Annotated in this window: 12 protein-coding genes and 1 other annotated feature; of the genes, 6 read left to right on the forward strand and 6 right to left on the reverse strand. The window is 27.0% G+C overall.

The genetic code is table 11. The annotated features are described in order from the left end of the window. Nucleotides 1–85 precede the first annotated feature (85 nt). Complete coding sequence (locus KGF50_RS10765; protein WP_021418689.1) at nt 86–631, reverse strand: NADH peroxidase; 546 nt, start codon at nt 629–631, stop codon at nt 86–88. A gap of 223 nt (nt 632–854) precedes the next feature. Then, nucleotides 855–1,799: a DMT family transporter gene (locus KGF50_RS10770; RefSeq protein WP_227848043.1), complete on the reverse strand. Its 945-nt coding sequence runs from the start codon at nt 1,797–1,799 to the stop codon at nt 855–857. A 371-nt stretch (nt 1,800–2,170) separates the two neighbouring features. Between KGF50_RS10770 and KGF50_RS10775 the strand changes: the two genes are divergently transcribed. Further along, nucleotides 2,171–3,052 (forward strand): polysaccharide deacetylase family protein, encoded by an 882-nt coding sequence (locus KGF50_RS10775; RefSeq protein WP_227848044.1) that lies wholly within the window; start codon nt 2,171–2,173, stop codon nt 3,050–3,052. A 61-nt stretch (nt 3,053–3,113) separates the two neighbouring features. On the opposite strand, the gene tyrS is transcribed toward KGF50_RS10775, so the two are convergent. Then, entirely contained in the window at nt 3,114–4,322 is a 1,209-nt protein-coding gene (tyrS, locus tag KGF50_RS10780; RefSeq protein ID WP_227848045.1) for a tyrosine--tRNA ligase, read from the reverse strand. Nucleotides 4,323–4,393: 71 nt separating this feature from the next. Beyond that, nucleotides 4,394–4,646: a binding site (T-box leader), on the reverse strand. A gap of 151 nt (nt 4,647–4,797) precedes the next feature. Next, a complete protein-coding gene (locus KGF50_RS10785) occupies nt 4,798–5,766 on the reverse strand; it encodes a DUF2232 domain-containing protein (RefSeq protein ID WP_227848046.1) in 969 nt (322 codons plus the stop codon). A gap of 180 nt (nt 5,767–5,946) precedes the next feature. Here KGF50_RS10785 and KGF50_RS10790 point away from each other — a divergent pair, with 180 nt between their 5' ends. The 3 genes from KGF50_RS10790 to feoB all read left to right on the forward strand — a co-directional run bounded on the left by KGF50_RS10790 (nt 5,947) and on the right by feoB (nt 9,088). Further along, nucleotides 5,947–6,387 carry a GNAT family N-acetyltransferase gene (locus tag KGF50_RS10790; protein WP_227848047.1) on the forward strand — a complete coding sequence of 147 codons (441 nt, stop codon included), beginning with the start codon at nt 5,947–5,949 and terminating at the stop codon, nt 6,385–6,387. 327 nt (nt 6,388–6,714) lie between these two features. After that, nucleotides 6,715–6,942 (forward strand): FeoA family protein, encoded by a 228-nt coding sequence (locus KGF50_RS10795; RefSeq protein WP_227432903.1) that lies wholly within the window; start codon nt 6,715–6,717, stop codon nt 6,940–6,942. Between the two features lie 25 nt (nt 6,943–6,967). After that, complete coding sequence (gene feoB, locus KGF50_RS10800) at nt 6,968–9,088, forward strand: ferrous iron transport protein B (RefSeq protein WP_227848048.1); 2,121 nt, start codon at nt 6,968–6,970, stop codon at nt 9,086–9,088. Nucleotides 9,089–9,229: 141 nt separating this feature from the next. Here feoB and KGF50_RS10805 read toward each other — a convergent pair whose 3' ends face one another. Together KGF50_RS10805 and KGF50_RS10810 are read right to left on the reverse strand one after the other, a co-directional pair. Next, nucleotides 9,230–10,048, reverse strand: a complete 819-nt coding sequence (locus KGF50_RS10805; protein WP_227848049.1) for a MerR family transcriptional regulator — start codon at nt 10,046–10,048, stop codon at nt 9,230–9,232. A gap of 286 nt (nt 10,049–10,334) precedes the next feature. Beyond that, nucleotides 10,335–12,437, reverse strand: coding sequence for a GGDEF and EAL domain-containing protein (locus KGF50_RS10810; protein ID WP_227848050.1), 2,103 nt, complete (start codon nt 12,435–12,437; stop codon nt 10,335–10,337). 416 nt (nt 12,438–12,853) lie between these two features. Between KGF50_RS10810 and KGF50_RS10815 the strand changes: the two genes are divergently transcribed. Both KGF50_RS10815 and KGF50_RS10820 read left to right on the forward strand, forming a co-directional pair. Further along, nucleotides 12,854–13,036 (forward strand): hypothetical protein, encoded by a 183-nt coding sequence (locus KGF50_RS10815; protein ID WP_227848051.1) that lies wholly within the window; start codon nt 12,854–12,856, stop codon nt 13,034–13,036. 357 nt (nt 13,037–13,393) lie between these two features. Next, on the forward strand, nt 13,394–14,311 hold the full coding sequence (locus KGF50_RS10820; protein ID WP_227848052.1) for a DUF2935 domain-containing protein: 918 nt from the start codon (nt 13,394–13,396) through the stop codon (nt 14,309–14,311). Nucleotides 14,312–14,563: the final 252 nt, after the last annotated feature.

The following is a 14,563-nucleotide window of genomic DNA, read 5'->3' on the forward strand; positions in this document are numbered from 1 at the left end:
TTATTACAAAGATTTGTTTATATTTTTTGTATAATTTAAAAAAGGAGAAACCAAAGTTTCTCCTTTTAATCTATGTTTTTAATTATTATTTTCCAAAATGTCTATTTAATAATCCTAAGAATGCTTTACCATGTCTAGCTTCATCTTTACACATTTCATGTACTGTATCATGTATAGCATCTAAGCCTAATTCTTTAGCTCTCTTAGCTAATTTTAATTTTCCATCAGTTGCACCATATTCAGCGTCAACTCTAACTCTTAAGTTTTCTTTTGTATCTGCAACTACAACTTCTCCAAGAAGTTCTGCAAATTTAGCAGCATGTTCTGCTTCTTCAAAAGCTATTCTCTTGTATGCTTCTCCTACTTCTGGGTATCCTTCTCTATCAGCTTGTCTACTCATTGCTAAATACATTCCAACTTCTGTACATTCACCAGTAAAGTTAGCTCTTAATCCTTCGATTATTTCTGCATCCACACCTTGAGCTACTCCTATTCTATGTTCGTCAGCCCAAACCATTTCGCCTTTCATTTCTTCAAATTTATCAGCTCCAACTTTACATACTGGACATTGTGCTGGTGCAGCATCTCCTTCATGTATATATCCACATACTGTACAAACAAATTTTTTCATAATTAAATTCCTCCCAATTTTATATTAATTAAATTTTTATTTTAAAGTTTAATAACTTGCTACAAGAATATATATACCCCGTGTATTATAGTTTAAACACTAAAAATAAAATTTATTTCCTAATTAATTTTATCACTTTGAAACATTGGTATCAACTAAGTTTTGATGTCAAATTTCTACATAATATATACTTTGTTTGATTAATTAGGAAATAATTGTCTCTTTAAATACTTTCTAGTGAAGAATCTTTTGACTCTTTAAGTTCTACTTTTTTACTTTTTAAAAATGATAATTTAGTTTCTGCTGTTATAATTGCACCAAATATCAATATACTACCAATAACTAATTTTGCTGTAATAGGTTCTTTTAGAATTATTATAGAAAATATAGTCCCAAATACAGCTTCAGTAGATAGTATTATGGCTGTTCTAGTTCCATCAACTTTCTTTTGACATATAGTTTGGAATAAAAATCCTATTGAAGTACTAAATATAGCTAAGTATATAGTTCCCATATATCCAGACAATTCAGCTTCCATCTTCAACTGTCCTGCAAATGTTTGAACTACTAAAGATAGTAAAAATGCTACAGTAAATTGAATAGCTGTTAATGCCATCGGATTATTATTTTTCGCAAATTCACTAGTAAAGAATATATGAAATGCAAATCCAAATGAACATATAAGTGTTAATAAATCTCCAAAATTGATAGAGAAATCAGCCTCTAAAGAAAGTATGCCTATACCTACAAGGGCTACTAAACTACTTATTAATCCTATTTTATCAAGTTTTCTTTTATAAAGTATAAATCCTATGAATGGAACTATTACAACATTTGCTGCTGTTATAAATGCATTCTTAGATGGTGTAGTGTACATAAGTCCAATGGTTTGTACTGTAAAGGCTAGAAATAAAAATGTTCCTAAAAGCACTCCTGCTTTTAATAAATTCTTTCCCATGTTGGCACGAACTTGTTTAAAAAACAAAAAGTTCATAATTACAGCTGCCAAGAAAAATCTTAATGTTATGATTTGTAGAGGTGTAAGCCCACCGTCTAATGCAAATTGGGTTGCTACAAAGCCACTTCCCCATATAATTGCTATAAATATTAGTCCTATTTCTCCAGAGTATTTTTTCAATAAAGCCCCCTCCTTTTTATTTTTTTGCAAAATTATAAACCCCCTAAACAGCAAGAGAGTTTTTCTATAAGCATTACTATAAATTTAATATAGTTATAGTAAATTTTTTCAGTATTTTAAATCTAGATTTATATCCACTATTTAACATTAATATATTAATCATTTTTTGTAAACACCTTTTTAATAAATTTTTACCTTTTTTATATTTTTTTTACTTATATTAAATTTTTTTATAAATAATTTCAATATCTACGATACTTTAATATTATGCAAATAATGTTGTATAAGTTACACTTTAGTTATTTTAGTTACAACTTTGTCGGTTTACTTTTTCTACTTTCTTCGATATAATTATAATATATTTTTGATACAATTCGACAAAAAGGGGGAATGTTGAAATCATGGTAAAAAAAAGAAAAAAGAAAACTATGGCACTTACTATAATTGTCGTAATAATTATTGGTATTTTTTCTATGGCATGGGCGGATATGTCCAAGAAAAAAGAAATTAAAGAAACTCAAGAAAGACTTAAAGCTGAAAAATTAGAAAAAGAAAGAATTGAAAAAGAAAAAAATGAACCTATCATTGGTGCAAAAAAAGAAGCTGCAAAAGAATATGGATATGATGCAAAATTAGTTTGGGATAAACTTAACAAATACGACTATTCAAATAATGGAGAAAAAATAGTATTCCTTACATTTGATGATGGTCCATCTACTACTAATACTCCACAAGTCCTAGATATCTTAAAAAGACACGATGTTAGAGGAACTTTCTTTATTAAGGGAGATTCTCTTGAAAGAAAAGGTGCCAACGAAATTTTAAAAAGAACATTTGATGAGGGAAATGCAATAGCTCATCACTCATATTCTCATGACTACAAAAAACTATATCCTGGCAGAAGCCTAAATCTTGATACATTTGTAAATGAGCTTAATAAAACAGATGAAGCCATGAAGAAAGTTCTAGGAAAGAATTTTTCATCACATGTAGTTAGATGCCCAGGCGGGTATATGTCATGGAAAAATATGGAGCCTTTAGGTAATTACTTAAAAGAAAAAAATATGGCGTCAATCGACTGGAATGCTCTAAATGCTGATGCAGAAGGTAAAAAGAAAAACGCTCAAGAGTTATTTGAACATGCAAAGAAATCTTCTGAAGGCAAAGAAATGGTTGTACTTTTAATGCATGATACTTATGGAAAACAAGAAACAGTAAATGCACTAGACCAAATTATAACATATTTTAAAGATAATGGTTACCAATTTAAAACCTTAATATAATAAAAAAGCAAGTTCATTGATTATACTTTTATATAACCAACGAACTTGCTTTTATTTTAATCTATTTTACTAACTCTACTTTTACAAATTTTTTCTTTCCTATTTGAACAACAAGCTCACTTTCTTTAGCAACTGTACTCAAATCTTCCACTTTCTCACCATTTACTTTTACTCCACCTTGAGATGCTAGTCTTCTAACTTCACTCTTACTTTTAACAATCTCATTAGAAACTAACACTTCAATTAAATCAAAATCTTCTTCTTTAACTTGAATTGTTTGTATATCTTCAGGTATTTGACCTTTTTGGAATACAGATTTAAATCTTTCTTCAGCTTCTTTAGCAGCTTCTTCTCCATGGTATAAAGTTACTATTTCTCTTGCTAGGTTCATTTTTATATCCCTTGGATTTACTAAACCATCTTTTAATTGAGTTTCAATTTTATTAACTTCATCAGGATGAACATCAGTTACTAAATTATAGTATTTAATTATAAGTTCATCAGGAATCTCCATAGATTTTTGGTACATTATTCCCGCTTCTTCATCTATTCCAATGTAGTTTCCTAAACTCTTACTCATTTTTTCTTTTCCATCTAATCCTTCTATCAAAGGCATCATTATTACTATTTGAGATTCCATACCAAATTCTCTTTGTAGTGATCTTCCCATTAATAAGTTAAATCTTTGGTCAGTTCCGCCAAGCTCTATGTCTGCTTCTAATGCTATTGAATCATATGCTTGCATCAATGGATAGAAAAATTCATGAACGGATATTGGCATTTGTCCTTCGTATCTCTTTTTGAAATCTTCTCTTTCTAACATTCTCGCAACAGTAATAGTTGCAGCTAATTTTATTACATCTTCAAAATTTAATTTAGCTAGCCATTCACTATTAAATCTTACAATAGTTTTTTCTTTATCTAAAACTTTAAAGATTTGTTCTTCATAAGTTTTCGCATTTTGAAGAACTTGCTCTGTTGTTAAAGCTTTTCTAGCTTTAGATTTTCCAGTTGGGTCTCCAATTTTACCTGTAAAATCTCCAATTATAATTACTATTTGATGACCTAAATCTTGAAGTTGTTTCATCTTTCTAAGAACTACTGTATGACCTAAATGTATATCTGGAGCACTTGGATCTAACCCCAATTTTACTATCATAGGTTTTCCTTCTTTTTCTGATTTAATAAGCTTTTCTCTTAACTCTTTTTCGTCTATTAAATCATCTACACCTTTCATAATTATTCGCATTTGCTCGTCTATCGTTTTCATTTTCATTCCTCCTAAAATATTTATATAATCTATGATTTTTATTTTTATAATAAAAAAAGCTCTCATCCTATTGAAAGGACGAAAGCATTGCTTACGTGTTACCACCTTAGTTCATTAATATCTCACGATATTAATCTCTATAGAGTATAATTTATTTACTCATGTACTATAACGTGTACTATTCCGATATCTCTTAGTGGTTGTTATCTTTCAGAAATATTGCTCCGAGATGTATTCAAACTAAATCAATTTATTCCATTTCACCAAACTGGAACTCTCTGTTAAATAAAATTCAGCTCTACTTCTTCTCTTCACAGCATTTATATATTCAGATTATTGCATCAATTACAAGAAGTTTTTCTTAACTTACTCATAATATATTATTATTTTTACATTTTGTCAACCTTTTTTATTATTATATACAGGTTTTTTTACATTATACCATTTTTTTATATTTTTTACCAATGCATAAAGTTTATTTTTCAATTAAAATATTTATTTGTTTATTTACAATATTAATTTGAGCCAATCTTATATTCATTTTCTTATTTAAAAATGCATTTATAATAATTAATCCAATAACAGTTATCTTAAACATTAGAAATAAAGATATAACTACTATCAAGAAAGAAATTCTAGCATATGCTACTTTTCTAAATTTAGTTATTATAAAATTTTGCAGTGACATACAGGAATCTCTAATGACAAAATACATACACAAATACCCAATTGATATAAAAATTGTTTTTAAATAAACTAACTCAGTTTTAATATTTAATATATTTATAATTTCAAAAATAGTTAAATAAAACACGCACATATAAAAAACTTTCTTTGAGCAACATAAAAATTGGTTTAAAAATCTAAAATTCTTAAATACTAAAAGCTTTTTTAAAGAATTAGAAGTTAAAATATGTAATTTATGTGCCATAATTAAACTTAAAAAGTATATACAAAAAACCATTCCAAAAGGAAATAGTGCTATCATTAAGTAATAAATAGAATCTGCATATCCATTAAAATAAATCAATTTACTGTATCCCTGAAATTCTTTCATAAAACTGTATCCTATTAATGCCGAAGCATATATATCAATAAAAACCATTATAACGACTCCAAGCATTGAACCATATACTAAATCATCCATAATTGTTGGTGATTTATTTATCAAATAACCACATATTATACCAAGTAATACACTCTGACTTGCCCAAATAGCAGTTCCCAAATTTCCAAGCACCAATGAAATTATTAAAAGTGATGTAATTCCAGATAAAACAGTATACTTTAAATCACATTTTAAACATATTATACAAAAAAATATTGGCACTATAAAATCCAAATAAATAGCATATCCAAATCCAGTACCTACAGCTATAATTGTTATTACTATAAATAAAGACGACAATAAAGCCGCTTCAGTTAATTTTTTAGTAGTATTCAAAACAACGCCTCCACAAACCATAATTTTTCTAACTAATATTTTATTTTTAATACAGTATAACACTTTTTTAAAATATTTTTAATATATACATATTTTAATAAAAATATTTCTGTTAAAAATTATAAAATGATATAATATATCTTAATATTCAGTTTTTAATATACTTGGGAGGTAATTATTATGTTTAAAATAAAACACTTTAATGATTTGAGTTTAAATGAATTTTACGAAATAGCAAAGTCAAGATATGAAGTATTTGCGTGTGAACAAAAAATATTTTCATTAAATGATTATGATGATATAGATAAAAACTCTTATCATATATTTTTAGAAGACAATGAATTGATTTGTGCTTATGCCAGAATAATTCCTAAAAAATATAGCTCTTACAATGATGTTTCTATTGGTAGGGTTTTAGTTCTTTCTACTCATCGAAAAAAAGGGCTCGCAAAGCAAATGATGGACTGTGCTATAGACTTTGTAAAAGTTAATTTGCATGAAAATAATATAACCTTATCAGCACAAGCTTACATAAAAAATCTTTACTTATCTTGTGGTTTTAAAGAAGTTTCAGAAGTGTATGATGAAGCAGGTATTGAACATATTAAAATGAGATTATAGTGTTGACAAGCTAACATTGTTAATATATAATTAAGTCATAAATTAAATATTGAATTGATATCTGGGTATTTGAAAATACCTTATATAAGTCAGAAGGCTTTTGCGCTTTCTGACTTTTTTATTATCAAAATTCAATAATTATATAGATTCAAAATGTTAATTTTTATTCTATATTCTACTTTCCCCAAAAGTAAGAATTATACCCAACTTTGTGATAGGCATATTGCCTATCTTTTTTTTTGCAAAAAGTAACAAGGCAATAATGTAATGCATAGTTTAAAATAAGAAGATTAGCTCAGGCTAAATTTCAGGCATGGAGGTGCTACTATGAAAAACCTTAATGATATTCAAGTGAAAAAAACTGTTAAAGTTGAAGATATATTATCTAGTGGTAATTTAAGAGAGAGAATGTTGGCGCTTGGTCTTACTAGAGGAGCTGTTATAGATGTAGTTAGAAAAGGACCAAAAAATAATTTAACTGTCTACAACATCAGAGGTAGCAAGATAGCTCTACGACAAGAAGAAAGTAGACTAATATTAGTTTCTGACATTTAAAATTTTCTAGCAGGAGGATATTAATATGGGTTTGACACACAACTCAACTAAAATGAATTCTTTAAAAGACATGTTTGATATAGATAACAAGGAAGACCAGTTTGTAATTGCACTAGCTGGTAATCCAAACACAGGTAAAAGTACTGTGTTTAATCATCTTACTGGACTTAGACAACACACTGGAAATTGGCCAGGAAAAACTGTAGCTACAGCTCGTGGTAATTTTAAATATCAAAATACAGAATATGCATTGATAGATTTACCAGGAACATATTCTTTATTTGCTTTGTCACAAGAAGAAATTGTGGCTCGTGATTTTATATGTTTTGGTAATCCAGATGCAGTAATAGTAGTATGTGATGCTACATGTCTTGAGAGAAATTTAAATTTAGTTTTTCAAGTAATGGAACTCACAGATAAAGTCATTTTATGTATAAATTTGATAGATGAAGCTAGAAAAAAAGGTATTAATATTAATAAAGATTTCTTAGAGGAATCTCTTGGAATTCCAGTTATTTTAACTGCTGCAAGAAATGGTTCTGGTATGGATGAGCTATTAGAGACTTTAAATAATGTATCTTTTGATAGATATAAATTTAATAATAAGCCAGTAAAATACAGCGAAAATATAGAAAATACAGTAAAATCAATTCAACCAGAGTTAGATGATATCATGCCAAATATAAATTCTAGGTGGTTGGGTCTTAGACTTATTGATGGCGATGAAAGTATTTTTGAATCTATGAGTAATTATATAGATAAAGATTCTATAGATGCTATTAACGAAGTAAAGAAAAAAATTCCAAATGATATAAACAAACAGAAAACTAGAGATGAGTTTACAAAAATCAATTATGATTATGCTAAAAAATTAAGTGATGAATGTTGTTCTAATAATGCTAAAAAATCAACAGATAGAGAAGAAAAAGTAGATAAAATATTAACATCTAAAATATTTGGACTTCCAATAATGCTCTTATTATTAGGTACTATACTGTGGATTACTATAGAGGGTGCTAACTATCCATCCACTTTATTATCTAATTTATTACTTGGATTTGAGCCAAGTATTTCAAATATATTAAACAGCATTAATTGTCCATCCTGGTTAAATGATATGTTAGTGTTAGGATTATATAGGACTTTAGCATGGGTAATCTCTGTAATGCTACCTCCTATGGCAATCTTTTTCCCATTATTCACACTGCTTGAGGATTTTGGATATTTACCAAGAGTTGCATTTAACTTAGACCATCTATTTAAAAAAGCTTGTGCTCATGGTAAACAATGTTTGACTATGTGTATGGGATTTGGATGTAATGCTGCTGGAGTTATTGGTTGTAGAATAATTGACTCTCCAAGAGAAAGACTTATTGCTATACTTACAAATAACTTTGTTCCTTGTAATGGTCGTTTTCCTACTTTAATAGCCATATCTACAATATTTTTTAGCTCTGTTATAACTAGCTCTTTTATATCTAGTATAGCAACTGCATTTTGTATAACATTATTAATAATTTTAGGAGTTATAATAACGCTTTTAGTTTCTTATACTCTTTCCAAGACATTATTAAAAGGAGTTCCTTCTACATTTACACTAGAACTTCCTCCTTATAGAGTTCCTCAGATAGGTAGAACTTTATATACTTCTATAATAGATAGAACAGTATTTGTTTTAGGAAGAGCTGTAATGGTAGCTATACCTGCTGGTGTAATAACTTGGATATTTGCAAATATCTATATAGGAGATTTGAGCATATTATCACATGTTGCAAACTTTTTAGACCCTTTAGCTAAACTAATTGGTCTAGATGGCTTCATATTAATGGCTTTTATTCTTGGCTTTCCAGCAAATGAGATAGTTATACCTATACTTTTAATGGCTTATCTAGCAACTGGTTCTATGATAGAATTAGATAGCTTTAGTGCTCTAGGTCAAGTTCTTAGAGAACATGGCTGGACTTATTTAACAGCTTTAAATGTTATGTTATTTAGCTTGCTCCATTGGCCTTGTGCAACAACACTTTTGACTATAAAAAGAGAAACTGGAAGTTTAAAATGGACTGCCTTAGGATTTTTAATGCCTACTGTACTTGCTTTTGCTGTTTGTTTTTTAACAACTTTGGTTTATAATTTATTTGTATAATTAGTATTTAGTTAACATTAAACTTTATCCTATAAGTATTATTTATAAATTCATATACTTTATTATTAAAATAGAGGTATATTCAGGTGATAAGTAAAATTACTTATCACTTGAATATACCTCTATTTTAATTTTTAATTCTTATATAGATATTTGAATTGAAATCTCAGTCATATAATTTTCTTCATTACTTTCGCAAAAGAAGTCAAGTATACTTTCTTCATATGAATTACCAATAATTTTATAGTTATTATCATATATATATTTTTTTAATTTTTCATAGGATTTATATGAGTCTTCATATCTCCCAATATGCTTTATACATGCATACATCCCTTCTGGCTTTATATATAGCTTTTTATCTTTTATTTTTTTATCTATTTTTAAATAAAAACTTGATATGCTTAAATAGTCTCCATTTTTTATATTTTCATTACTTACTATTGCTCCTAATTCATATCCCTGATACAGATTTTTTGACTTACAGTAGTTTGTAAAATCAATTAATTCCATCATAAAATTACCATCATTTATATTACTCAAGTCACTTGATAATACTAAGTACTCTTCACATCTATTGGATATATAAATTTCTTCCTTATCTATTTTAGAAATACCTTCAACTGTAGTATTTATCCTGTTTTGTATTTTAGAACTTATTTTTTTTAATTTTTTTATTTTCTCTCTTATCTTTTTTTCTTCTTCTTTAAGCATTTCTACACAAAGTTGAGGACTTCTATTTTTTATATACTCTTTTATCTCTTCTAAACTCATTCCTATCTCTCTTAATGATTGCAATATATCTAATGTATCATACTGATAAACTGAATAATATCTATAATTATTTCTATCTTTATATTCAGGTGAAAAAATACCTATTTTATCATAAAAAATCAATGTTTGCTTAGAAATACCACATAGTTTTGCAAATTCTCCTGTAGTAAAATACTGTTTTTCCAAGGCTCGTACGCTCCTTATCTTATTTTATCTATATAGTTACTATATACTTTAGTATTTACTAAATCAAGTAATTCTTATTTAATAAAATCAATATATTTTTGATTTTAAGAGTCAAATGACAATTACATGTCAGTTAAAATTTTTATCTATATCATTTACATAAGTTTCCAACAAATTATACGCTTCATTATCCACAAAAAAAGGTAGCAACTATTTATAGATTCTACCTTTTAAGCTTTTATTTAAATTAATTTAAGTAAATACGAAATTGCAAATTTAACTAGTATTATTTATCTAACTTTAAAATATTTAAAATTTCTCTTGCTGTTTGTGGCTTTCCAAAAAAATATCCTTGTATGTAGTCTGGTTTCATTTGCTTAACTAAATCATACTCTTCCTGTGTTTCTACTCCCTCTAAGCACACCCTTATTCCTACATCATGACAAATTGCAACAATAAAGTGTATGAATGTAGCATCGAACTTACTCTTTAATATGTCTTTGACAAATACTCTATCAATTTTAACTATATCTATTGGAGAAAATTTTAAAATTTCTAAAGAAGAGTACCCAGTACCAAAATCATCCATAGCAATACGAATTCCTAAATATTGTAAAACTTCAAACTTATCCTGTAAAATACTCATATTTTGTACTGTATGACTTTCTGTCAACTCTAATACAAGATTTTGATAAGGAAAATTTTCCTCAGATATAATTTTAATTACATCCTCAATAAACGTTTCTTCTAGTATTTGTACAGCTGAAACATTTACACTTACTGTAAAAAGAGGATTATAATCAATCCAATCACCACAAGTACGTAATGCCATTTTAAGTACCCATGCTCCTACATCATTTATCATATCATTTTCTTCCAAAATTGGAATAAATTCTAAGGGAGAAATTGCTTCACCTTTCTGGTTACTCCACCTTAAAAGTGCTTCTACACCTATTATTTTATGACTTTGTGTATCTACTTGTGGCTGAAATCGAAGACTAAATCCCCGAAAATTATCATTAATTGATGCTTTCAACTCCCACATCATTTCCAATGAATACATTTTATTTTTTAGGATTTTTTCAGAGAAAAAAACAAGTTTATTCTTACCATGCTCTTTAGCATACTGTAAAGAGTAACTAGCATATTTATGAAGTTCTTTCACTGTATCTCCATGTTTTGGATATATGACACAGCCAGCGGAAATAGTTATATTTAATCCATATTTTCTCCAAAAGTGAAGATGTATAATTAAGTTCTGTATTTGCTTATATAAAATTCGAATCTCATTCTCTTCAACGTTATCAACAAGAATTCCCATTTCATCACCATCAAGTTTATAAAGTTCAGCATTACCTGGCAAAATAGACTTTATGGATTGTGCTAAAGTTTTTAATATATTATCTCCAAAATCTCTATCATACATCTCATTAACATTCTTAAAGTCATCAATATTTAGTAGCATTATACATAATTTTTCAATCATCGGATTTGAAAGTTTATTTTCAAACACACTTATAAATTCATAGTAGTTTAATAACTGTGTTAATGGGTCAATCTTATTTTGTTTACCTAGCTGTGTCATAATTCCTGCAAAAATACTTGGTTCCCCAAATTCATCACGCATTAGTTGCCCTCTACACTTTAACCAAATATATTCTCCACTACGATTTTTAGCTCTAAATTCAACTGTATGATAATCCATATGATTTTTACCTATTTCTATATTTGACTTATAAAAACGATACCAGTCTTCTGGATGTACAATTTTTTCCCAATAAACAAGTGGATTCTCCACAACTTCTCCTGGCAAATCAAATAATTCAACTTGTGATGGTGAATAGCGAAATACTCCTGTTTTTAAATTACATATATATATATATTCATCTGTACCTCTAATCAGAGCATCATAAAGTAAGGTTGAATCATAATCAAATTTATCTCTTACTATATTTAAATATTCAAAGGTATCTTTTTCTCCATTATTATCTGATATTTTACAAAATTCATCAATCTTAACTGGTTTATTTAAATCTATAGAATTTGTAATATCTATAGATTGATGCATATGAACAGTTGTCCCATCATACCATGTAATTAAACTATCATAATTCTCAAAAACTCTATTTAACTTATTACATTTTTCATACCATTTTATTGATACTCCTTTTTTATTGCTCGCCAGTAATTCTGAAATTTTACAACAACTACAAGGAATATTTTTTTCAGGATATAAAACTTCCCAACAAGCTTTTCCTTCTGGAGCTAAAATATTATATTCTTCTTTCATATTTTCATTCATAAAAATAATTTTATTGGTATGAATATCTGTAATATATATATTAGTCTTTATCTGATTTAATATAATTTCAATGTTATGTTTGTTCATATACATGCCTCCTTCATTGTTACTATTATTTATAACAACATTTCTAAAATTATTTTTTATTACAGAGGATTATTTATCATTTATACACATTAAATAGCCTAATTTAATTCGGAAATTTATCACTTCATATTTTAAATTATAGTTGATTAAAAAAAATACATCAATATCCTATTTAGCAATTTAAATGATATATGAAAAATCTATTTGATAATAGATTTGTACAATCTCCTACTGGATTTCTTATTTGTGAAGATATAATAAAACATCTATCCAGTTTTGCGATTATAATAACCAGTTTTACATATCTACTTGTAAAATACTTCTAGGCAATATATCATACTATATAGGCTTTCAAATGAAATAATACATGCTATTTACTGAATATTTTAATTTTTCGTTTTTTAGGGGGATTGATTGTGTTTAAAGATAAAATTGATGAATGTGTCCATATAATGACTGCATATATTGCTAATTTAAAAGAATACTATTCATTTATAGAAACTCAAATCGATGATTTTATTAAAAAATATGGCGAAGATATTGTGGAGTCATGTCTCCATAGAATAATGATTTTATTGTGCGAATGTGATTTAGCATAAAGTCAAGTACATTAAATAGGCAAGAAGAATTTTATATAAGATTCTTCTTGCCTACTTTTATATATTTTAATTTTATTATTTACCTTCTATAAGCTTTATTACCTTATCTATTATAAACATCAAATTATTACTATATATTTAATTTTATTTACTATATTTTACTTAACAATATATAGGTGTATAGTTTGATATAGTTTTAATATCTTTATCCAAAAGCCATGTATTCAAAACTAAAATTTAATAAAAAATATTAAATTTACTAACAAAGGAATTTAATTAATTTATTTCTAATATACATAAAATCAAATATTAAGAATAAAGTATTATAAATAAGATAGTTTTTAAAGGGAGGAAATTATGATAAACAATCAAAAATATGTTATTTTATCACTTGAATTACATTTATTCTTTTCAAGAATTATGAAAGAACATTCTCTTTTTTTAGAAGCAGGATTTACACCTAAAGATTATAATCTTGCTATGGAAGCTGATCATTATAAAAAACAGTTTGAAGAATTATTATCATATGCTGTTAGTGCTAGTAATGGTATAGTTAGACCTGATATATTATATTCAGAAGAAATCGTTACTGAACACACATTAAATACAGAACAAAAAACAGAGGAATTTACAGGAATAGAAATAAATCAAAATATAACTACAAGAGAATTAAATTTACAAAGTGGAACAAATCCGGATATTAGTCAGGAATTAGTAAATTATGTAGCTCAACTTAATTCAGATTCACTAAAATTACTTGATGGACTTATTAATTTAAAACAAAGAGTTCTAGATGGAGTGCTATCATGTAATCTCTTTACCTCAAATTACCCTATGCTTATTGAGCATATAATACATGAAGCCAATTTATATCGTTCCTATGTAATTGACCTAGAAAATAAAGTAGATATTGACTCAATGGATTTTAAAGAAATAGAATTATTTTGGGACCGTATTATGATGGAACATGCCTTGTTTATGAGAGGGTTACTTGACCCATCTGAAAATGAACTAATCAATACTTCAAATGAGTTCGCTGCGAAATTTAAGGAATTAATAGAAGAGGCAAATAAAATGAATGATGCTACTATAAATAGTATGACTGAGAAAACCTTAAATGAGACAGTTGAATTCAAAGATTTTAAAGAAGCAGGAGTATCTGGAATAGAACAATGTAAAATAAAATCTATAATATTGCCACTTTTGGCAGACCATGTATTAAGAGAGGCAAATCACTATATCAGAATATTGGAGAACTACAAAAACATGCAATAAAAAAACTAAATAAATGCATTGTTATTCATAAATAATAATATAAAATAGAAAAATATTAATTTAATAATAATAGCTTAAACTGAATACTTTTTATAAAACAAAACATTTTTTATGTAATTAATTAAAGTAAAGGCGCATCTAAACTGCTTCTTTACTTTTTTATTATTAACTAAAACTTAAGTCATTTAATTTATGGCAAAAAATTAATAATAGCCATCTTATAATAAAACTAGTTTTGTGCTATAACTATAT

Source organism: Clostridioides sp. ZZV15-6598, assembly GCF_020657705.1.
Taxonomy (GTDB): domain Bacteria; phylum Bacillota; class Clostridia; order Peptostreptococcales; family Peptostreptococcaceae; genus Clostridioides; species Clostridioides difficile_F.

What these genes read in the sequence shown, in the direction of transcription:
- KGF50_RS10790 (WP_227848047.1), top strand. Translation starts at nt 5,947, where the DNA reads ATGTTTAAAATAAAACACTTTAATGATTTGAGTTTAAATGAATTTTAC.
- tyrS (WP_227848045.1), bottom strand. Translation starts at nt 4,322, where the DNA reads ATGAAAACGATAGACGAGCAAATGCGAATAATTATGAAAGGTGTAGAT.
- feoB (WP_227848048.1), top strand. Translation starts at nt 6,968, where the DNA reads ATGGGTTTGACACACAACTCAACTAAAATGAATTCTTTAAAAGACATG.
- KGF50_RS10810 (WP_227848050.1), bottom strand. Translation starts at nt 12,437, where the DNA reads ATGAACAAACATAACATTGAAATTATATTAAATCAGATAAAGACTAAT.
- KGF50_RS10775 (WP_227848044.1), top strand. Translation starts at nt 2,171, where the DNA reads ATGGTAAAAAAAAGAAAAAAGAAAACTATGGCACTTACTATAATTGTC.
- KGF50_RS10795 (WP_227432903.1), top strand. Translation starts at nt 6,715, where the DNA reads ATGAAAAACCTTAATGATATTCAAGTGAAAAAAACTGTTAAAGTTGAA.
- KGF50_RS10765 (WP_021418689.1), bottom strand. Translation starts at nt 631, where the DNA reads ATGAAAAAATTTGTTTGTACAGTATGTGGATATATACATGAAGGAGAT.
- KGF50_RS10820 (WP_227848052.1), top strand. Translation starts at nt 13,394, where the DNA reads ATGATAAACAATCAAAAATATGTTATTTTATCACTTGAATTACATTTA.